Raw genomic sequence first — 19,866 nt, 5'->3', positions numbered from 1 at the left:
ATCGGCTTTTTAGAATTTCTACACACCAAACCGGAGATCATCATGAAAAGTGGCACCAAAGTACTCAAGATCGCAGCGATCCCAGGCGACGGCATCGGCAAAGAAGTCATGCCTGAGGGCCTGCGCGTCCTTGATGCGGCGTCAAGGCGTTTTGGCTTCGAGCTAGAGCTCACGCCCATCGAGTGGGCAAGCTGCGACTACTACGCCAAGACCGGCGCGATGATGCCCGTCGATTGGAAAGATCAACTCCAGGGCCACGACGCGGTCTATTTCGGGGCAGTCGGCTGGCCGGCCACGGTGCCCGATCACGTTTCGCTGTGGGGTTCTCTGCTGAAATTCCGCCGTGAGTTCGACCAGTACATCAACCTGCGTCCGGTGCGGCTGTTCGATGGTGTGCCGTGCCCGCTGGCCGGGCGCAAGGCTGGGGACATCGACTTCCTCATCGTGCGGGAGAACACCGAGGGCGAATACACCAACCTCGGCGGCATGATGTACGCCGGAACCGACCGCGAGATCGTGATCCAGGAGTCCGTGTTTTCGCGCTTCGGCACGGACCGGGTGCTGAAGTACGCGTTCGAGCTCGCAAATAGCCGGGCCCGCAAGCACCTGACGGTTGCGATCAAGAGCAACGGCATTGCGATCAGCATGCCTTGGTGGGATGGTCGTGCCGACGCCGTTGGCACGGGCTACCCCGAGGTCACGGTCGACAAGCAGCACATCGACATCCTCTGCGCCCGCTTTGTGCTGCAGCCGAATCGGTTTGACGTGGTGGTTGCGAGCAACCTGTTCGGCGACATCCTGTCCGACCTCGGCCCGGCCTGTACCGGCACGATCGGCCTGGCGCCGTCGGCGAACCTGAATCCGGAGCGTAACTTTCCGTCGCTGTTCGAGCCAGTGCACGGCTCGGCGCCTGACATCTATGGTCAGAACATCGCCAATCCGGTCGCGATGATCTGGTCCGGCGCGCTGATGCTCGACTTCCTGGGCCATCGTGAGGCGCACAACGCGATCGTCAAGGCGATCGAAACGGTGCTGTCGAGCGGCCCGCGCACGCGCGACCTCGGCGGCAGCGCGTCAACCACCGAGATGGGCAAGGCTATTGCCGAACTGGTCTGAATGGGGGACGCATTGCCAGCTTGTTTGCAGGTCATTAACACGTCTGGCCGCCAGCACGGTGCGGACATCATGTGCGCTCTTGGTCGAGATGGGCCAGAACAACTCTTGAAGTCGACGCCACATTGCCGACCAACGCCTCCCGCTTCCGTGGCACGCCGTGACGTTTAACTTGCTACTGACTGGAGGTGCGAATCAGTGCCAGTGCCGGTGATGGTTCGGCAAACTTGCGCTCGAACGGGTGGGCCAGCATGCCCACGGATCGGATGATGCGTTTCACGTAGTTACGGGTTTCTTTGTACGGTGGCACACCCTTGTAGCGCTCCACGGTGCCTTCGCCGGAGTTGTAGGCGGCGGCGACCAAAGACACGTCACCTTCAAAATAAGCCAGCAACCAGCGCAGGTAGGTGAGGCCGCCGCGAATGTTTTGCGCGGGGTCGTAGGGGTTTTTCACGTTGAAGCGCGCGCTGGTGTCGGGAATGAGCTGCATCAGGCCCTGGGCGTTTTTGGGCGATAGCGCTTGCACGTCAAAGTTGGATTCCGCGGCAATGATGGCCAGCGCCAGTTGGGGCTCGATTTTGAACTGCGGCGCCAGCTTCATGACCAGGTCCATGATTTTTCGCGGGGCAATCAGGGCGTAGTCCACCTTGGGCATAGGCGGCGCGGCGGCCTCAATCACGGGCTGTGGTGCGGTCTCTCGCATGCACTCGGGGGTTTCGGTCGGAGTGTTGCCCACGGCTTGGAGCATGGTTTTCGCGCCGTCCAAGCCTTGCTCGGCGGCGGCATGGAAGAAGTAGGCGGCCATGCCGTCTTGCCGGGGAACCCCGCGGCCGTTGGCGTACATCCAGCCCAAGTTGTACTGGGCCACGGCGTCGCCCAGAAATGCGCTTTGGCAGTAGATCTTCGCGGCTTGGTCCAAGTCGCGCGGCACGCCTTCACCATGCTCTAGCGCAATAGCCTGCTGGCGCAAGGCCTCGCCAGCCGCCTCGTCCTCAGAGGCTGCCATCGCGGGCAGGGCCGCACAAGCAGTTACCAGCAAAACAGTGGAAAAGAGGCTGCGCATAAGACTCAGTATCGGTCTTTCAAACGCGCCTGGCTTGCGCTTTGTCAGAGCGCGACAGTGCCCAGCTTGGCCGCCGCTTCACGCAGGCAAGCCTCGGTCGTGTCCCAGCTCAGGCAGGCGTCGGTGATGGACACGCCGTAGCGCAGGTCGGCCGGCTTGCCCAGTTTTTGATTGCCTTCAAGCAGGTTGGACTCCAGCATGACGCCCTTGATGGAGCGGTTGCCATCGGCGATCTGGTTCACCACGTCTTTCAGCACCAGGGTCTGCAGGGCGTGGTTTTTGCGCGAGTTGGCGTGGCTGCAATCGACCACGATGTTGGCCGGCAGCTTGGCGGCGATGAGCGCCGCTTCGGCTTGGGCCACGGCCACCGAGTCGTAATTGGGCACGGGCCCGCCGCGCAAAATCAGCTGGCCTTGGGCGTTACCGCGGGTTTGGGTGACCGCGACTTGACCTTGGCCGTTGATGCCCAAAAAGGCGTGGGGCTGGGCGGCGGAGAGCATGGCGTTCAATGCCACATCCAGGTCACCGTCGGTGCCGTTTTTGAAGCCAACGGGGCTGGACAGGCCGCTGGCCATTTCGCGGTGGGTCTGGCTCTCGGTGGTGCGCGCGCCAATGGCGCTCCAGGCAATCATGTCGCCCAGGTACTGCGGGGTGATGGGGTCCAGCGCCTCGGTGCCGCAGGGCAGGCCGAGCTCGTTCAGGTCGACCAGCAACTGGCGCGCCAGATGCAGCCCTTCCTCAATCTGGAAGGAGTCGTCCATGTGCGGGTCGTTGATCAGGCCTTTCCAGCCCACGGTGGTGCGGGGCTTCTCAAAGTAGACCCGCATCACGATGAAGAGCTGGTCTTTCAGCTCTTCGGCCAGGGCCTTGAGTTTTTTGGCGTATTCCATCGCGGCTTTGGGGTCGTGGATGGAGCAGGGGCCCACGACCACGATCAGGCGCTTGTCGCGCCCGCTCAGGATTTCGGTCAACGCCGCCCTGGCGGCGTTGACGTTTTGCATGGCCGCGGCGCTGGCGGCAATGTCCAGGTGCAGCTGGCTGGGCGGCGGCAGCGTGCGCTGCGCCAGGATGTTCAGGTTTTCAAGGGCGGTGGGAAAGGTCATGGCAGCAGCGGTTAAGTAACTTGTGAATGAAATATGCTCTTTGCCCTCGCTGATTATGCGCAAGCAGCTATCAATATTGCAGTGAGTCGTCGAGAATCTCGATCCAGTGGCGCACCGGCGTGGCGGTGCCGCTTTGCAAATGGGTGATGCAACCGATGTTGGCGGAGGCAATGACCGCTGGCTTGGCGTCGCCAAAGGTGGTGGCCAGATGGCCGAGTTTTCGGTCGCGCAACTCGTAGGACAGCTTGGGGTTGAGTACCGAGTAGGTGCCTGCCGAGCCGCAGCACAGGTGCGCCTCACAGCCGGTGACCTTGACCGTGAAGCCCAAGTCGCCCAAGTGCTGCTCGACGCCGCCGCGCAGTTGTTGCCCGTGCTGAAGTGTGCAGGGCGGGTGAAAGGCGATGGGGGCAGCCGTGGGTTTGACGCGGTCTTTCAGGGCGGCGGCCAGTTCGGGCAGCCACTCGCTCACGTCGCGGGTCAGCTCGCTGACGCGGGCGGCCTTGCCGGCGTAAAGCGGGTCGTCTTTCAAAATGTGGCCGTATTCCTTGACGGTGACGCCACAGCCCGAGGCGTTCATGATGATGCCTTCCACGCCGGGGCGGCCGTCCTGGTCTTGCACATGGGGCCACCAGGCGTCGATATTGGCCCGCATTTCCGCCTTGCCACCGTCCTGGTCGTTCAGGTGAAATTTGACCGCGCCACAGCAACCGGCTTTGGGGGCGATGACAGTTTGGATGCCCGCGGCGTCGAATACGCGCATGGTGGCGCTGTTGATGTTGGGCATCATGGCGGGTTGCACGCAGCCAGCCAGCATCAGTACCTTGCGCCCATGCACGCCGGTGGGCAGTTTGCCGGCGTTTTGCTTGGCCGGCACCTTGGCCTTTAGTGAGGCGGGCAGCAAGGGTCGCACCAACTGGCCCATGGCCATCGCGGGGGCAAACAGGGGCGAGGGCAAACCTTCCTTCAGCGCCCAGCGCAGGGCGCGCTCACCCAGCGGGCGCGGCACTTTGGCGTCGACCAGCTTGCGGCCAATGTCCACCAGGTGACCGTAGTCCACGCCAGAGGGGCAGGTGGACTCGCAGTTGCGGCAGGTCAGGCAGCGGTCCAGGTGCATCTGGGTTTTGCGGGTGGGTGTGGCGCCCTCCAGCACCTGTTTCATCAGATAAATGCGGCCGCGTGGGCCGTCCAGCTCGTCACCGAGCAGCTGGTAGGTGGGGCAGGTGGCGGTGCAAAAACCGCAGTGCACGCATTTGCGCAGAATGGCTTCGGCCGCGTTGCCGTCCGCCGTGCCTTGGTATTCAGGAGCCAGGTTGGTTTGCATGGGGGCGTGCCGTTCAGAAGTCGGGGTAAAGGCGGGCGCGGTTGAAAATGCCCGCGGGGTCGAATTCGGCCTTGAGCCGCTGGTGAATGCCGTCCAAGGGTGGTTTTAATGCATCAAATCGGGGTGTAACCTTGGAATTATCGCCACAAGAAGCTATGAATAGCGTAGCACTTCCGCCCACCTCGGCTGCCGCTTGACGCAGCGCTGGGGCCGCGCTTTCGGGTGCCCACAGCCAGCGCTGGCCACCGTGCCACTCCACCAACTGGGCGTAGGGCAGCGGCAAGGCTGGCGCGGTTTGCGGCAGCGACAGGCGCCACAAGCCCATCTCTGGCGCGGGCCGGGTAAAGAAAGGCAGGGTTTGGTCGCGGCAGGCGGTCCAGTCGGCTCCCGCCTCGGTGTTGTCCATCACGCGGACTTCGCCGCCCAACGCGTGCATGTCGGCAATCAGGCGCGGGCCGGCTGATTGCACGGCGGCAATGGCGCCGCGCAGGCGCACAAACAAAAAGTCGCGCACGGGGGTGGCCGTGTCGTCCCGCACCCAGCAGCTCGCGCTCAAGGGCAGGGGCTGGCCGCCCCAGCGGTTGAGCAGGTCCAAAGCCTGTTGTTGGTTGAGCCCCGCGCACATGAGAGTGGCTTCCGCCGGGGCCACGGGCAGTACTTTGAGCGAAATCTCGGTGAGCACGCCCAGCGTGCCGAGAGCGCCCACCATCAGGCGGGATACGTCGTAGCCCGCGACATTTTTCATGACCTGGCCGCCAAAAGTCAGGGCTTCGCCCCGGCCGTTGATCAGGCTCACGCCCAGCACAAAGTCGCGCACTGAACCCACGCTGGCACGCGCCGGGCCACTCAAACCTGCGGCCACCATGCCGCCGCAAGTGGACGCGTCGGCCCCGGCAAAGCGCGGCGGCTCGAAGGCCAGGCACTGGCCGCGTTCGGCCAGGGTGGCTTCCAGATGGACCAGCGGCGTGCCGGCGCGCACGGTCACCACCAGCTCGGTGGGTTCGTAACTGGTGATGCCGGTGTGAGGCCTTAAGTCCAGCACGTCCCCTTGCAGGGTTTGACCATAAAAGTCTTTGCTGCCGCCGCCGCGAATGCGAAGCGGTGTGCCGTCAGCGGCAGCGGCGAGGATGCGGTCGGTCAGTTGACGAAGCGAGGAGTCCATGGGGCAGTGGCCTTGATTGATGCGCAGGAGATGGCGTGGATGGTAAAGCGCCACTCTGGGGGGTAGTGTGAATTTTTTGAAACCAGCCGGTGCAAAAACTTAGTCCACGAAAAGATTCACCGGCAATCCGGGCACGTCCACCGGCATTGAAAACACACAGCCTGACAGTGGCAGGGCGGCCAGTTCGTCAGCGCTTCGGCCATGGCGGGCGGTGGTGATGAACAGGGTTTTCAGGTCGTCGCCGCCAAAGCAGGGCATGGTGGGGCACTGTGCCGGGGTCTCAATCTCGTCCAGCAAGCGACCGTCGGATGAGAACTTGCAGATGCGCCGGCCTTCAAACATGGCCGCGTAGTAATTGCCTTGCACGTCTACTGCCGCGCCGTCGGGGCGGCCCTGGTAGCCGCCGTTGGCGGGGCTGGGTTCAAACTGCCAGCCCTCGGGTTTGCCGGGTAGTTGTTGAAATTGCCGGTGCCCGGTCATGGCGGCGCTGGTGGGGTCAAAGTCCCAGACGTGCACGACGTGGCGCGGGGTGTCAGACCAGTAAAGCGTGTGGCCGTCAGGGCTCCAGCCCAGGCCGTTGGCGGTGAGCGCGTCGCCCGCCTTGCGTTCAATGTGGGGTGTGCGGCCATCGCGGCAGTCCACCATGTACAGGGCGGCGTTCATCGACTTTTTGGGCTCGTCGATGGTGCCGACCCAGAAGCGCCCTAGCGCATCGCACTTGCCGTCGTTGGCCCGCATTTGGCTCGTATCGTAGTCCAGCGTGGCAATGCGCTGCAATTCCCCACCCCATTGGTGCGCTCGAAAAATGCCGTGGCGCAGGGCAATGACCCAGCCCCCACTGGCTGCAGGCGCCATACAGCCGGGCTCTTCGGGCATGTCCCAGGTGTCCACCACGCCGCCGACGGTGTCCGTGCGCAGCAACTGCTTGCCCGGAATGTCCAGCCAGTAGAGCCGTTGCTCTTGCGGGTGCCAGAAGGGAGACTCTCCCAGTTCATTGGGGCTGGTGGTGACGGCCTGCCAGGGGGTGTTGTTGGTTGTCATAAGGCTTTCTCCACGTGAATGCTCATTTCGGTGCTGAGGGATTCGCCAGGTTGAAGGATGCGAATACCCAGTTCTTCGGCGCTGGCCACGCCAGCCGCCAGCAGGTTGATTGCGTTGTTGACATGGCTGACCGGCTCGATGGCGATGCTGGGCAGCTGTGCATGGGTGTACACCACCAGGCGGCTTTGATTGGCGCTGACGCGAATGGCCAGGGCCTCGTCGTGCAGGTGCAGCACGCCGGGCCAGCCGTCGAAGCAGTGGTCCACTTTGAGTGTGGCGCAATCCGTGTCCAGCCCGGTGGCGGGCAGGCGGTGGGTGGGCAACTTGTCGTCGCCCATTTCCCAGCGGCCAGTGGCGTTGAACGAGACGTGACTGCCAGGGCGTTTGACGAAGAAGGGGTGCCAGCCCAAGCCCACCGGCGCAGGGGTGTCGGATTGGTTGGTGATGCTCAGACTCATCTCCAGCATGTCGCCGGTCAAACGAAACGCTTGGGAGGCATCAAAGGCAAACGGCCAAGAGGCGTCCGGGCGGTGCTCCATGCTCATCAGCACGAACCCTTCGCTTTGCTCCAGCACCTGCCAGGGGCGCTGCCAGCCCAGACCGTGAATCGCGTGTGGCTCGGGCTCGAAGTTTTTCACCAAGGGGTGGCTGGTGCCCTGCCATTGCAAGGAGGCCTGGCCAATGCGGTTGGAAAACGGTACCAGAGGGTAGCTGCTGGCGTCGCGGGCGCTTGTGGCATGGGGTGCCGGACGCAACACCGGCGTGTCGCCCAGCCAAAAACCGACCAAGCTGCCGCCCAGCTCAGGGGCAATATCGCAACGCAGTGTGCCGGCGTTGAGTTGGATGAGTGTGGTCATGGTGAGGGTCTCCTTGAGTGTCATTGTGCACTGCATGTCCCCATGAAAAAACCCACCGGCGCCTGAGGCCCCGGTGGGTTGGATGATCGGTCACGCTGCACTGGGCAGCGAGAGGGCGATCAGCGGTTGTAAGCGGTTTCGCCGTGAGACGTGATGTCCAGGCCTTCGCGCTCGTCTTCTTCGCTGACACGCAGTCCCAGAACAACGTCGACCAGTTTGTAGGCGATAAAAGCCACCACACCGGACCAGACGATGGTGATTAACACACCTTCGGCCTGCACCCACACCTGGTGAGCGATGGAGAAGTCAGCAGCACCCGTGCCACCCAGGCTAGGCGCGGTGAACACACCCGTCAACAAAGCACCCACAATACCTCCCACGCCGTGGATACCAAACACGTCGAGCGTGTCGTCCGCACCCAGCATTCGCTTCAGGCCACCGATGCCCCACAAGCAGATGAAACCAGCCAACACGCCGATGATGATGGCGCCCATGGGGCCAACTGTGCCGCAAGCGGGTGTGATGGCCACCAGGCCGGCAACTGCGCCAGACGCCGCGCCCAGCATGGAGGCTTTGCCTTTGTGCATGGCTTCACCAATCGACCAGGACAACACCGCACCTGACGTGGCCAGCAAGGTGTTGATGAATGCCAAAGTGGCACCGCCATTGGATTCCAGATTGGAGCCAGCGTTGAAGCCAAACCAGCCCACCCACAACATTGATGCACCGACCATGGTCAGTGTCAGGCTGTGAGGCGCCATGGCTTCTTTGCCGTAGCCAATGCGCTTGCCCACCATGTAAGCACCCACCAGGCCAGCAACAGCGGCATTGATGTGCACCACGGTGCCGCCAGCGAAGTCCAGCGCGCCTTTGCCCAGCAGGTAGCCACCGGAGCCCCACACCATGTGGGCAATGGGCAGGTAGCTGAAAGTGAACCACAATGCACTGAACAGCAGCACAGCGGAGAACTTCATGCGCTCGGCAAACGAGCCGACGATCAGTGCGCAGGTGATGCCAGCAAAAGTAGCCTGGAAGGCGATGAAAATGAACTCAGGAATCTTCACGCCGACCGTGAACGTGTCCGCCAGCGATGCCGGTGTCACGCCTTTGAGGAACAGCTTGCTGAGGTTGCCCCAGATCAGTCCTTCTCCCCCGAAGGCCACGCTGTAGCCGTACACGGCCCACAGCACGGAGATCATTGAGAAAACGACCATGACTTGCATAAGCACGGACAGCATGTTTTTGCTGCGCACCAAACCGCCATAGAACAGGGCCAGGCCCGGGACGATCATCATGATGACCAGCACGGTGGAGATCATCATCCAGGCGGTGTCGCCTTTGTCAACCGTGGGGGCTGGCGCGGCCGCAGCGGGGGCGGCTTCGGCCACCGCTGGAGCGGCTTCAACAGCCATGGCGGCTGGCGCGGCGGCTGCATCGGCAGCCGCCGCGGTAACAGCGGGTGCGGCTTCGGTCTGGGCCAAGGCAATGGCACCACTTCCGAGCAGGCTCACACCCAATACAAGGGAGGCAAGTAGTTTTTTCATGGTTCTTTCTCGTGTCTGATGAATGGGGTGGCTTTACAGGGCTTCTTTGCCAGTCTCGCCCGTGCGGATGCGAACCACTTGCTCGATGGCGGTCACAAAAATCTTGCCGTCGCCAATCTTGCCGGTGCGGGCGGACTCTTCAATGGCTTCAATCACTCGCTCGACCAACTCGTCTGAGATGGCGGCTTCAATCTTCACCTTGGGCAAGAAATCAACCACGTATTCCGCGCCACGGTACAGCTCAGTGTGGCCTTTCTGGCGGCCAAAACCTTTGACTTCAGTGACAGTGATGCCCTGCACACCGATGGTCGACAGTGCTTCACGCACTTCGTCCAGCTTGAAGGGTTTAATGATGGCGGTAACGAGTTTCATAGATTCTCCTGGGCATGGAAACAATGGCGTGGTTCAGTCACCACGTTTGCGATAACTGCGCCAACAAGGTTGGGGATAACGAGGTAAAGCAGAGTTCATGCCAACTATTGCCACCTTTGTTGCGTATTGGCCTCACGCACCGGCGAGCAGATGCGCTAGTATGCATGTATAAATAAACAGTACGCACTTAATTGGTGCAATTGATTTCGAGGTGCACCTAAATGGCTGCACCTTTTTGGAGAGGGTGGTCTCATGAGTCTTTCTTTGGTGCAAAGCCGTGCCCTATTGGGCCTAGATGCCGCAGCGGTGACAGTTGAAGTTCATCTGGCCAATGGTCTGCCTAGTTTTACTTTGGTGGGCTTGGCTGATGTTGAGGTCAAGGAGGCTCGCGAACGGGTTCGCTCGGCCATTCAGAACTCGGGGTTGGAGTTTCCCCATAACAAACGCATCACAGTCAATCTCGCGCCAGCCGACTTACCCAAGGACTCAGGGCGCTTTGATTTGCCGATCGCCCTGGGCATCTTGGCCGCCAGCGGGCAAATTGACGGCGCGCGGTTGGCGGGTCATGAGTTCGCCGGCGAGTTGTCCTTGTCGGGCGAGTTGCGCCCCGTGAGGGGTGCGCTGGCCATGAGCCTCGCCTTGCATGCGGGCGGGGTTCAGACCCGCCTTGTGTTGCCCCCCGAAAGCGCGACAGAAGCCGCCTTGGTGCCCAATGCCCACGTCTTTGAAGCCCGCCATTTGCTTGACGTGGTTCAGTATTTCTTGCCCGCCAACCCGGATGTGCCGGCGATAGATGCCAGTGCTGGTTGGTCGCGCGTGACGGCAAGAACCGAGATGCAAGCGGCTCATTACCCCGATATGGCTGACGTCAAAGGGCAGCCTGGCGCGCGGCGCGCGCTGGAAATCGCGGCCGCTGGTGGCCACAGTTTGTTACTCAGTGGGCCGCCAGGCTCGGGCAAATCCATGCTCGCGCAGCGTTTTGCAGGCCTGTTGCCGGCCATGACAACGACGCAAGCGCTGCAATGTGCGGCCGTGGCCTCGCTGGGCGGGCGCTTTGCGCTGGAGAAGTGGGGCCAACGTCCGACGTGCAGTCCGCATCACACGGCCAGTGCGGTGGCCTTGGTGGGTGGCGGGTCACCGCCCCGTCCGGGCGAAATTTCGCTGGCGCATCACGGGGTCTTGTTCCTGGACGAACTCCCAGAGTTTCCGCGGGCGGCCTTGGAGGCTCTGCGTGAGCCGCTGGAGTCCGGTTTGATCACAATTTCGCGTGCGGCGCGGCGAGCTGAATTCCCGGCACGCTTTCAGTTGATTGGCGCCATGAACCCCTGTCCCTGTGGCTATTTGGGGTCGACGCAAAGGGCTTGTCGCTGCTCCCCTGATCAGGTTTCGCGCTATCAGGGCAAGTTGAGCGGTCCTTTGATGGACCGCATTGACCTGCATGTGGACGTGCCCTCCGTTCTAGCCTCGGAGTTGCTACATGCGGCACCGGGCGAGGCCAGTGCCGTGATTCGCGAACGCTGCACACAGGCAAGGGCAGGCGCTGTGCAACGCCAGGGCAAATCCAATCACGATCTGCAGGGGCAGGAAATTGATGCATACGTCTTGCTGGACGAGGCTGCCGCAAAGTTCTTGAACGTGGCCGCCGCCCGATTGGGTTGGTCAGGGCGCAGCACACATCGGGCGTTGAAGGTCGCGCGCACCATTGCCGACTTGGCAGGTGCTCAGACAACCCAGGTGGCCCATGTCGCCGAGGCCATGCAGTACCGCCGCGCGTCTCGGGCCAATACCTGAAGGTTTTTAAGCCGGCTAGCGGCGGGGAGGCGGACGAGTGATCCTGGCCTTTTGGGCGGCCGGCAAGAGGCCGGTGAACAGCGCGGTGACGCCCGCCAAGCGGGTCCGGGCTTCGGTTTCGCCCAGTGGATGCGACAACAAGGTCATCATGTCAGAGCGCAAGTACCACAGGGCCTGGATGTCGGGTGCATAAAGTACGCGGCCCCAGATGCGGGCCTGATCCGGGCCAGGAGGAATGCCCTGAAAACAATCCAGCATCGCTTGGCGAACCTCTTGAACGCGTGTCGCTGATGGCCGGGCAGGCGCCGGCTCGACAAACAGGCTCATCAGGCTGGTAGCAAATTTTGATCGTTTCCAACTCATGGGCTTGTGACGCGGTCTCGGTTAGTGGGATGAGCAGCCTGCCAAAATTGCAGTTTGCTTCAAGGATGGGCGATTGAACCATCAACTTTTGCCGGCAGTCGTATCATTTCGTCATGACCTGTAACGGCTTACTGCAGGCATCGCTGTCCGCTATTGAAATCATAGCTGCTTGCGCAGAGCCCGCCAAGGGTTGATAACAAATTGATACATATATGGTGACTTCGTACATGGTTTCTACCGCGCATGGCCACGACCGGCGCTTGGTTGGCTGGTTGTCTTTGGCGCAGCTGATCAGCTGGGGTAGTCTGTTTTACACCTTCGCCCTGCTCATGGAGCCGGTCGAGCGGGAGTTGGGGCTGAGTCGGGCGGAGTCGTCGCTGGCCTTCAGTCTGGCGCTGCTGGTCGAGGGGCTGGTGGCTTATCCGGTGGGGCGCTGGATTGACCAGGGTCATGAGCGTGTAGTGATCACTGTCGGCTCAGTGCTGGCCGCGATTTTTTTGGTCTTGCACAGCCAGGTCAGTACCCTCGCCGGCTTCTACGCGGTGTGGGCGGGGCTGGGCGCGGCGATGGCGGCCACCTTGTATGCCCCTGTCTTTTCGGTTGTCACACGCCGCTTCCCCCATGACTTTCGTCGCGCCATCATCACCCTGACATTTTTGGGGGGGCTGGCCAGCACGGTGTTCATTCCGCTGACGGCCGGGTTAATCAGCGGTTTGGGTTGGCGCCATGCCTTGTGGGTGCTAGCGGTGTTGCATGTGGTCGTATGCGCTCCGTTACATTTCCGTTTTTTGCGGCATGCTCCCAAAACCGCGAAAGGCGAGGCGCAATCCAGTGGAGCCATGCCGCGCCAGCTCTCACACTACCTGCTGAGTGCACCGTTTTGGTTGATTGCCACGTTTGTGGTGTTGATGATGGCGGTGACGGTTGCCTTGCCGGCCCACATGATCAGCCTGCTGCGTGAGAACGGCTTGGAAGAAGCGTGGGTCATCGCCATACCCGCCAGCATTGGCGCCATCCAGGTGTTGGGCCGGGTGCTGCTGTATTTCTTTGAACGCCATCTGGACCTGCACCTGGCCAATCGACTGATCCCCTGCTTGATTCCCTTGGGTTTGCTGGCGCTGCTGGCGGCGCCCGTGGCGGGGAATTGGCACGTCGCCATGGTGCTGCTGTTTGTCAGCTTGTACGGTTTGGGCAATGGCTTGCTGACCATCGTCAAAGGCACGGCGATGGCGCAGTATGTGAGTCGGGACCATGTGGCCAGTTTGAATGGCGCCTTGGGTGTGCCACTGGCGCTGGCCCGCGCCGCCGCGCCGCTGTTGTTGGGCGTGCTCTGGTCGGCCGAAGCAGGCTACGCCCAGGGGCTGTGGATGCTGCTGGGTTTCAGCGTGATGGGCACGGTGGCCTTGGCGGCGGCGCAGCGCTTGTCGTTGCGCCGCGCCTGACCTCGCTGTTGATTACATATTGGGCGCCAGCAAGCGTTGCAGTGCTTGCTCGTTCATCTGACGACGTGCCGCCAAGTCTTTGAGCTGGTCGTCCCCAATCTTGCCCACGCTGAAGTAGGTGCTGTCCGGGTGGCCCAGGTAGAAACCACTCACGCTGGCGGCCGGGGTCATGGCCAAGCTCTCGGTCACGGCCATGCCAATGTCCTCGCACTGCAGCAGCTCAAACATCTCTTTTTTGACGCTGTGGTCAGGGCAGGCCGGGTAGCCAGGCGCGGGGCGAATGCCTTTGTATTTTTCGGCAATCAACTCCTCGGCCGTCAAAGCCTCGCTGGGCGCGTAGCCCCACAAGTCGGTGCGAACCCGGTGGTGCAAACACTCGGCAAAGGCTTCAGCCAGGCGGTCTGCCAGTGACTTGAGCATGATCGAGGAGTAATCGTCCAGGTCGTCGGTGAATTGTTTTTCTTTCTTGTCCACACCCAATCCGGCAGTCACGGCAAACACGCCGGCATAGTCGCCAGAGACTCCTTTGGGCGCGACAAAGTCGGCCAGGCAGCGGCTGGGGCGCATCACGCCTTCGATGACGTGTTTTTCAGCCTGTTGGCGCAAGCCATACCAGGTCATGGCGACCTCGCTGCGGCTTTCGTCGGTGTAGAACTTGATGTCATCATCGTTCACCGTGTTGGCGGGGTAAATGCCAATCACGGCGTTTGCCGTCAGCCACCGGCCTTCGATCAAGCGCTTGAGCATGCGCTGCCCGTCGGCGTAAACGCGCACAGCCTCCGTGCCCACCACCTCGTCTTTCAGGATGGCGGGAAATGGTCCGGCCAGATCCCAGGTCTGGAAGAACGGGCCCCAGTCGATGAACTTGGCCAGTTCGGTCAGGTCAAAATTCTTGAACACGCGCCGGCCGATAAATTTCGGCTTGGTGGGTTGAAAACTCGACCAGTCGACAGTGGTCTTGTTGCTGCGGGCCTTGGCCAGCGGCCACATGGGGGTCTGCTTTTTGTTGGCGTGCTGGTGGCGAACTTTTTCGTAGTCCGCGTTCAGCTCGTTGATGTACTGGGTAGCCTGGTCTGACAGCAGACCCTGGGCCACGCTCACACTGCGGGAGGCATCGGGCACGTAAACCACCGGGCCTTCATAGTGCGGGGCAATTTTCACGGCCGTGTGCACCCGGCTGGTGGTGGCGCCGCCAATCATCAAGGGAATCTTCTTGATGCGGAAGTAATCGTCCTTTTGCATCTCGCCGGCCACGTACTGCATCTCTTCAAGGCTGGGCGTGATCAGGCCGGACAGGCCCACAATGTCTGCCCCCTCGACCTTGGCGCGGGCCAGAATTTCGTGGCAGGGCACCATCACACCCATATTGACCACGTCAAAGTTATTGCACTGGAGCACCACGGTCACGATGTTTTTGCCAATGTCGTGCACATCGCCTTTGACGGTGGCAATCACGATCTTGCCTTTGGTACGCACATCGCGCCCGGCGGCCTCGTCCAGGCGCTTTTCTTCTTCAATATAGGGAATCAGGTGGGCGACGGCCTGCTTCATGACGCGGGCGCTTTTCACCACCTGGGGCAAAAACATCTTGCCTTGACCAAACAGGTCGCCGACGATGTTCATGCCGGCCATCAATGGGCCTTCAATCACATGCAGCGGCCGTCCGCCTTTGGCGAGCACATTTTGGTAAGCCTCTTCGGTGTCCACCACGATGAAGTCGGTCACGCCATGCACCATGGCGTGGCTTAGACGCGCCTCTACCGTGGCCGGTTTGTCAGCCGTGCCGCGCCATTCCAGTTTCTTGGTCTCGTCCTTGGCCGCGCCTTTGGCGGTGTCGGCAATCTCGACCAGCCGCTCGCCCGCATCGTCGCGGCGGTTGAGAACCACGTCTTCCACGCGCTCGCGCAACTCGGGTTCCAGGTCGTCATAGACGCCCACCATGCCGGCATTGACGATGCCCATGTCCATGCCCGCCTGAATCGCGTGGTACAGAAACACGGTGTGAATGGCTTCGCGAACCGGGTCGTTGCCCCGAAAGCTGAAGGACACGTTGGACACGCCACCCGACACCTTGGCGCCAGGCAGGTTCTGCTTGATCCAGCGGGTGGCGTTGATGAAGTCCACCGCGTAGTTGTTGTGTTCTTCAATGCCGGTAGCAATGGCGAAGATGTTGGGATCAAAAATGATGTCTTCCGGCGGAAAATCGACCTCGTCCACCAAAATGCGGTAGGCCCGCTCGCAAATCTGAATCTTGCGCTCGTAGGTGTCGGCCTGACCCTGCTCGTCAAATGCCATCACCACGGCGGCGGCGCCATAGCGGCGCAACAGCTTGGCTTGGTGCTTGAACGCGTCCACGCCCTCTTTCATGCTGATGGAATTTACCACCGCCTTGCCCTGCACGCAGCGCAGGCCCGCTTCGATGATGCTCCACTTGGAGGAGTCAATCATGATCGGCACGCGGCAAATGTCGGGCTCGGAGGCAATCAGGTTCAGGAAGCGCACCATGGCGGCCTGGCTGTCCAGCATGGCCTCGTCCATGTTGATGTCGATGATCTGCGCGCCGTTTTCGACCTGCTGGCGTGCCACGCTCAAGGCCTGCTCGTACTCGCCATTCAGAATCATGCGGGCAAAGGCTTTGGAGCCGGTGACGTTGGTGCGTTCACCAATGTTCACAAACAGCGAATCTTCACCAATGTTGACCGGCTCCAGGCCGGACAGTTTCATGGGGGGGACGAGAATTTCAGACATGCGGCTCACCTGTGGATGACAAATTTCAGGTGAGCGTCGTTGGGAATCTCCAAGCCTGACAGGTCGGGCGACCTGCTGCAACGCTCCTTGGAAGGCCTCTATTTTAAGGGGATTGCTTCAATCTCTGCGTTGGGGCGATCTCAGTTTGGAAAAACCACCTGGTTTTTGCTTGATCCAAGCGCCCCGTAAGAAATAACTTTTATGCTGAGAGATAGCCTTTTCGCTTGGTGAAAAGACTATCCCATATAGTGGCACGATAAATTTACTCACATTCCGAAGAGGACGACGACCATGAGCGCATCGAAAATCATCTACACACTCACGGATGAGGCGCCATTGCTGGCGACTTATTCTTTTCTGCCCGTCATTAGGACCTTTGCCGCGCCCGCAGGCATCGACATCGAAGAAAGCGACATTTCCGTTGCCGCCCGCGTGCTGGCTGAGTTCCCGGAGTCCTTGTCGGACGCGCAGAAAGTACCCAAAACACTGGCCGAGTTGGGCAAAAAAACCTTGCTGCCCGAGACCAACATCATCAAGCTACCCAACATCAGTGCCTCCGTGGGCCAGTTGATTGCCTGCATCCGCGAGTTGCAGGGCAAGGGCTATGCGATTCCCGACTTCCCCGAAGACCCGAAAACAGACGACGACAAGGCGGTTCGTGCGCGCTATGCAAATTGCATTGGCAGTGCCGTGAACCCGGTGTTGCGCGAAGGCAATTCGGATCGCCGCGCGCCCAAGGCCGTCAAGGAATACGCGCGCAAGAACCCGCATTCGATGGCGCCGTGGAGCCAGGCCTCCCGGTCACACGTTTCGCACATGCACCATGGCGACTTCTACCATGGCGAAAAGTCCATGACGCTGGACAAGGCCCGTGATGTCAAGATGGAACTGATCACCACCAGCGGCAAGACCCTGGTGCTCAAGCCCAAGGTGTCGCTGTTGGCCGGCGAGATCATTGACAACATGTTCATGAGCAAGAAGGAGCTGGTCGTCTTTTACGAGAAAGAAATTGACGACGCCTACAAGACCGGCGTGATGTTCTCGTTGCACGTCAAGGCCACCATGATGAAGGTGTCGCACCCCATCGTGTTTGGTCACTGCGTGAAGATTTTCTACAAGGATGCCTTTGCCAAGCACGGCGCCTTGTTTGACCAGATCGGTGTGAACGTCAACAACGGCATGGCCAACCTGTACGACAAGATCGCCACGCTGCCGCAATCCACCCGCGAAGAAATTCAGGCCGATTTGCACGCGTGTCACGCCAACCGTCCTGAGTTGGCCATGGTCGATTCGGCCAAGGGCATTACCAACTTCCATTCGCCCAACGACATCATTGTGGACGCCTCCATGCCCGCCATGATTCGCAATGGCGGCAAGATGTGGGGTGCCGACGGCCGCCTGAAAGACGTGAAGGCCGTGATGCCCGAGTCCACCTTTGCGCGCATTTACCAGGAGATGATCAACTTCTGCAAATGGCACGGCAACTTCGACCCCAAGACCATGGGCACCGTGCCCAACGTGGGCTTGATGGCCCAGCAGGCCGAAGAATACGGCTCGCACGACAAGACCTTTGAAGTCGCTGAAGGCGGCGTCGCCAACATTGTGGACCTCGCCACCGGTGAAGTGCTGCTGTCGCAGAACGTGGAGATGGGCGACATCTGGCGCATGTGCCAGGTCAAAGACGCACCGATTCGCGACTGGGTCAAACTGGCCGTCAACCGTGCCCGCAATTCCGGCATGCCCGCCGTGTTCTGGCTGGACCCGTACCGCCCACACGAGGCAGAGCTGATCAAGAAGGTTGATGTCTACCTCAAAGAGCACGACACCACGGGTCTGGACATCCAGATCATGTCGCAAGTGCGTGCCATGCGCTTCACGCTGGAGCGCGTGAACCGGGGTTTGGACACCATTTCAGTGACCGGCAACATCCTGCGCGACTACCTGACCGACTTGTTCCCCATCATGGAGCTGGGCACCAGCGCCAAGATGTTGTCCATCGTGCCGTTGATGGCCGGTGGTGGCATGTTCGAAACGGGTGCGGGCGGCTCGGCCCCCAAGCACGTCAAACAGTTGGTGGAAGAAAACCACCTGCGCTGGGATTCGCTGGGCGAATTCCTGGCATTGGCGGTCTCGCTGGAAGACCTGGGGCAAAAAACCGGCAACAAAAAGGCCACGATTCTGGCCCAGACCCTGGATGATGCCACCGGCCAGTTTCTGGACCACAACAAGGGCCCTTCCACCCGCACGGGCGAGTTGGACAACCGGGGCAGCCATTTCTACCTTGCCATGTACTGGGCGCAAGCGTTGGCCGCACAGACCGACGACAAGGAGCTGCAAGCGAAGTTCGCACCGCTGGCCAAGGCGCTGGCCGATGGCGAGCAGCAAATCGTGGCAGAACTCAAAGAAGTGCAAGGCAAGCCCGTGGACATTGGTGGCTATTACCTGGCGGACCCCGTGAAGGTTTCCGCCATCATGCGCCCCAGCGCCACCTTCAACGCCGTCTTGGCTGCGGCGCAGGCTTGATCGTTGTCTGCGGCTCATTGGTGCGACGGCACCGGTGAGCTGAACAACAAAAAGGGCAGAAGGATTGAATCCTTCTGCCCTTTTCTCGTGGCGTGCGCAACGGTGTTTTTCTGGGCTCAGGCCGCTTCTTTGTAGAAAAGACCGCGCCCAATCTGACGGCCCGGCAGGGGTTTCACGGCATCGAAAATAGCCCCAATGTGCTCTGGCGTCGTGCCGCAGCAGCCGCCCACGATGTTGACCAGGCCTTCGGCGGCAAATTCATGCACCAAGCGGCTGGTGTCGGCGGGGGTTTCATCAAAGCCGGTGTCGCTCATGGGGTTGGGCAGGCCGGCGTTGGGGTAGCAACTGATGAAGGTGTCCGGCGCCACGCGGGCCAGCTCCTGAATGTAGGGGCGCATCAGGGTGGCACCCAGCGCGCAGTTCAGGCCCACGGCCAGCGGCTGGGCATGGCGCACGCTGTGCCAGAAGGCGGTGACAGTCTGGCCGCTCAGAATACGGCCCGAGGCATCCGTCACGGTGCCGCTGATGATGATGGGTAAGCGCTGGCCCGACGCCTCAAAGTATTCGTCAATCGCAAACAATGCGGCTTTGGCGTTCAGGGTGTCAAAAATGGTTTCCACCAGCAGCACGTCGGAGCCGCCTTCCACCAAGGCTTCAACCTGCTCGTAGTAAGCGGCGCGCAGCGTCTCAAAGTCCACATTGCGGGCGCCCGGGTCGTTCACGTCCGGGCTGATGCTGGCGGTTTTGGGCGTGGGACCCAGGGCGCCGAGCACAAAACGGGGTTTGTCAGGGGTTGAGTATTTGTCGCAGGCGGCGCGCGCCAGTTTGGCAGACTCCAAATTCATCTCGCGGGCCAGGTCAGCCATGTCGTAATCCGCTTGGGCCACCGTGGTGGCGCCAAAGGTGTTGGTCTCAATCATGTCGGCGCCCGATGCCAGGTAGCGCTCGTGAATGTCAGAAATCACGTCTGGGCGGGTCAGCGACAGCAGTTCGTTGTTGCCTTTCACGTCTTTGTGAAAATCCTTGAAACGCTCGCCGCGGTAATGCTCCTCGCCCAGTTTGAAGCGCTGGATCATGGTGCCCATGGCGCCATCCAGAATCAAAATGCGTTGAGCCAGTAGGTCTGGCAGGGCTTGGGCACGGGTATATTGAAGAGGTTTCATAGCGGCTCCATTGTAGAAAATGTCACAAGCCCTCGGTGGCACGCGGTGTTTGGTGCGGCTGTTGCCAACGAACACTCAGAACACAGTCAGCGCAAAGGGTCCTACAAACCCCGGACAATAGGGGGCTTGAAAATTTCTCCCTGGTGTATTTTTACAAGCCAAATAAGCCTCTAGCCCCCGGTAGTTCTGCGCAAGCAGCTATCTAATCAATAGCGTCACGTTTTGTCCATTCAGCTCATTCTTCAAGAAGTCTTTGGTTA

15 protein-coding genes and 1 riboswitch are annotated in these 19,866 nt (G+C 60.9%); of the genes, 4 read left to right on the top strand and 11 right to left on the bottom strand.

Annotation, left to right across the window (positions count from 1 at the left end; all coding sequences use genetic code 11):
* Positions 1-42 precede the first annotated feature (42 nt).
* Complete coding sequence (locus tag J8G15_RS12880) at positions 43-1,116, top strand: tartrate dehydrogenase (protein WP_210542458.1); 1,074 nt, start codon at positions 43-45, stop codon at positions 1,114-1,116.
* A 172-nt stretch (positions 1,117-1,288) separates the two neighbouring features.
* On the opposite strand, the gene J8G15_RS12875 is transcribed toward J8G15_RS12880, so the two are convergent.
* From J8G15_RS12875 to glnK, 8 genes are all read right to left on the bottom strand, one after another.
* Positions 1,289-2,176 carry a transglycosylase SLT domain-containing protein gene (locus tag J8G15_RS12875; protein WP_210542457.1) on the bottom strand — a complete coding sequence of 296 codons (888 nt, stop codon included), beginning with the start codon at positions 2,174-2,176 and terminating at the stop codon, positions 1,289-1,291.
* A 44-nt stretch (positions 2,177-2,220) separates the two neighbouring features.
* On the bottom strand, positions 2,221-3,279 hold the full coding sequence (locus J8G15_RS12870; protein WP_210542456.1) for a 3-deoxy-7-phosphoheptulonate synthase: 1,059 nt from the start codon (positions 3,277-3,279) through the stop codon (positions 2,221-2,223).
* Positions 3,280-3,349: 70 nt separating this feature from the next.
* Positions 3,350-4,600: a glycolate oxidase subunit GlcF gene (glcF, locus tag J8G15_RS12865; RefSeq protein WP_210542455.1), complete on the bottom strand. Its 1,251-nt coding sequence runs from the start codon at positions 4,598-4,600 to the stop codon at positions 3,350-3,352.
* A 13-nt stretch (positions 4,601-4,613) separates the two neighbouring features.
* On the bottom strand, positions 4,614-5,762 hold the full coding sequence (gene glcE / locus J8G15_RS12860; protein ID WP_210542454.1) for a glycolate oxidase subunit GlcE: 1,149 nt from the start codon (positions 5,760-5,762) through the stop codon (positions 4,614-4,616).
* A gap of 99 nt (positions 5,763-5,861) precedes the next feature.
* Entirely contained in the window at positions 5,862-6,803 is a 942-nt protein-coding gene (locus J8G15_RS12855) for an SMP-30/gluconolactonase/LRE family protein (RefSeq protein WP_210542453.1), read from the bottom strand.
* Entirely contained in the window at positions 6,800-7,660 is an 861-nt protein-coding gene (locus J8G15_RS12850) for an aldose 1-epimerase (RefSeq protein WP_210542452.1), read from the bottom strand. The genes J8G15_RS12855 and J8G15_RS12850 overlap by 4 nt, the downstream gene beginning before the upstream one ends.
* Positions 7,661-7,779: 119 nt before the next feature.
* Positions 7,780-9,204, bottom strand: coding sequence for an ammonium transporter (locus tag J8G15_RS12845; protein WP_210542451.1), 1,425 nt, complete (start codon positions 9,202-9,204; stop codon positions 7,780-7,782).
* Positions 9,205-9,237: 33 nt separating this feature from the next.
* The gene (gene glnK / locus J8G15_RS12840) at positions 9,238-9,576 is read right to left on the bottom strand and encodes a P-II family nitrogen regulator (protein WP_210542450.1); all 339 of its coding nucleotides are present in this window, start codon (positions 9,574-9,576) and stop codon (positions 9,238-9,240) included.
* Between the two features lie 252 nt (positions 9,577-9,828).
* On the opposite strand from glnK, the gene J8G15_RS12835 reads away from it, so the two are divergent.
* Positions 9,829-11,367, top strand: coding sequence for a YifB family Mg chelatase-like AAA ATPase (locus J8G15_RS12835; RefSeq protein WP_210542449.1), 1,539 nt, complete (start codon positions 9,829-9,831; stop codon positions 11,365-11,367).
* Between the two features lie 15 nt (positions 11,368-11,382).
* Here the strand turns inward: J8G15_RS12835 and J8G15_RS12830 are convergent, their stop codons facing one another.
* Entirely contained in the window at positions 11,383-11,694 is a 312-nt protein-coding gene (locus J8G15_RS12830; protein ID WP_210542448.1) for a hypothetical protein, read from the bottom strand.
* Positions 11,695-11,942: 248 nt separating this feature from the next.
* On the opposite strand from J8G15_RS12830, the gene J8G15_RS12825 reads away from it, so the two are divergent.
* On the top strand, positions 11,943-13,172 hold the full coding sequence (locus tag J8G15_RS12825) for an MFS transporter (RefSeq protein ID WP_240538267.1): 1,230 nt from the start codon (positions 11,943-11,945) through the stop codon (positions 13,170-13,172).
* A 12-nt stretch (positions 13,173-13,184) separates the two neighbouring features.
* Here J8G15_RS12825 and metH read toward each other — a convergent pair whose 3' ends face one another.
* Positions 13,185-15,920, bottom strand: a complete 2,736-nt coding sequence (gene metH / locus J8G15_RS12820) for a methionine synthase (protein ID WP_210542447.1) — start codon at positions 15,918-15,920, stop codon at positions 13,185-13,187.
* Between the two features lie 24 nt (positions 15,921-15,944).
* A riboswitch (S-adenosyl-L-homocysteine riboswitch) is annotated at positions 15,945-16,015 on the bottom strand.
* Between the two features lie 196 nt (positions 16,016-16,211).
* On the opposite strand from metH, the gene J8G15_RS12815 reads away from it, so the two are divergent.
* Complete coding sequence (locus J8G15_RS12815; RefSeq protein WP_210542446.1) at positions 16,212-18,443, top strand: NADP-dependent isocitrate dehydrogenase; 2,232 nt, start codon at positions 16,212-16,214, stop codon at positions 18,441-18,443.
* A gap of 116 nt (positions 18,444-18,559) precedes the next feature.
* Here the strand turns inward: J8G15_RS12815 and J8G15_RS12810 are convergent, their stop codons facing one another.
* Entirely contained in the window at positions 18,560-19,606 is a 1,047-nt protein-coding gene (locus J8G15_RS12810) for a homocysteine S-methyltransferase family protein (RefSeq protein WP_210542445.1), read from the bottom strand.
* Positions 19,607-19,866: the final 260 nt, after the last annotated feature.

Origin of the sequence: Rhodoferax sp. PAMC 29310, from assembly GCF_017948265.1 — a bacterium.
Classification (GTDB): Bacteria; Pseudomonadota; Gammaproteobacteria; order Burkholderiales; family Burkholderiaceae_C; genus Rhodoferax.
This window is presented reverse-complemented; position numbering and strand designations above follow the sequence as displayed.

What these genes read in the sequence shown, in the direction of transcription:
- J8G15_RS12810 (WP_210542445.1), bottom strand. Translation starts at nt 19,606, where the DNA reads ATGAAACCTCTTCAATATACCCGTGCCCAAGCCCTGCCAGACCTACTG.
- J8G15_RS12880 (WP_210542458.1), top strand. Translation starts at nt 43, where the DNA reads ATGAAAAGTGGCACCAAAGTACTCAAGATCGCAGCGATCCCAGGCGAC.
- J8G15_RS12835 (WP_210542449.1), top strand. Translation starts at nt 9,829, where the DNA reads ATGAGTCTTTCTTTGGTGCAAAGCCGTGCCCTATTGGGCCTAGATGCC.
- J8G15_RS12825 (WP_240538267.1), top strand. Translation starts at nt 11,943, where the DNA reads ATGGTGACTTCGTACATGGTTTCTACCGCGCATGGCCACGACCGGCGC.
- glcE (WP_210542454.1), bottom strand. Translation starts at nt 5,762, where the DNA reads ATGGACTCCTCGCTTCGTCAACTGACCGACCGCATCCTCGCCGCTGCC.
- J8G15_RS12875 (WP_210542457.1), bottom strand. Translation starts at nt 2,176, where the DNA reads ATGCGCAGCCTCTTTTCCACTGTTTTGCTGGTAACTGCTTGTGCGGCC.
- J8G15_RS12845 (WP_210542451.1), bottom strand. Translation starts at nt 9,204, where the DNA reads ATGAAAAAACTACTTGCCTCCCTTGTATTGGGTGTGAGCCTGCTCGGA.
- metH (WP_210542447.1), bottom strand. Translation starts at nt 15,920, where the DNA reads ATGTCTGAAATTCTCGTCCCCCCCATGAAACTGTCCGGCCTGGAGCCG.
- glnK (WP_210542450.1), bottom strand. Translation starts at nt 9,576, where the DNA reads ATGAAACTCGTTACCGCCATCATTAAACCCTTCAAGCTGGACGAAGTG.
- J8G15_RS12850 (WP_210542452.1), bottom strand. Translation starts at nt 7,660, where the DNA reads ATGACCACACTCATCCAACTCAACGCCGGCACACTGCGTTGCGATATT.
- J8G15_RS12815 (WP_210542446.1), top strand. Translation starts at nt 16,212, where the DNA reads ATGAGCGCATCGAAAATCATCTACACACTCACGGATGAGGCGCCATTG.
- J8G15_RS12870 (WP_210542456.1), bottom strand. Translation starts at nt 3,279, where the DNA reads ATGACCTTTCCCACCGCCCTTGAAAACCTGAACATCCTGGCGCAGCGC.
- J8G15_RS12830 (WP_210542448.1), bottom strand. Translation starts at nt 11,694, where the DNA reads ATGAGCCTGTTTGTCGAGCCGGCGCCTGCCCGGCCATCAGCGACACGC.
- J8G15_RS12855 (WP_210542453.1), bottom strand. Translation starts at nt 6,803, where the DNA reads ATGACAACCAACAACACCCCCTGGCAGGCCGTCACCACCAGCCCCAAT.
- glcF (WP_210542455.1), bottom strand. Translation starts at nt 4,600, where the DNA reads ATGCAAACCAACCTGGCTCCTGAATACCAAGGCACGGCGGACGGCAAC.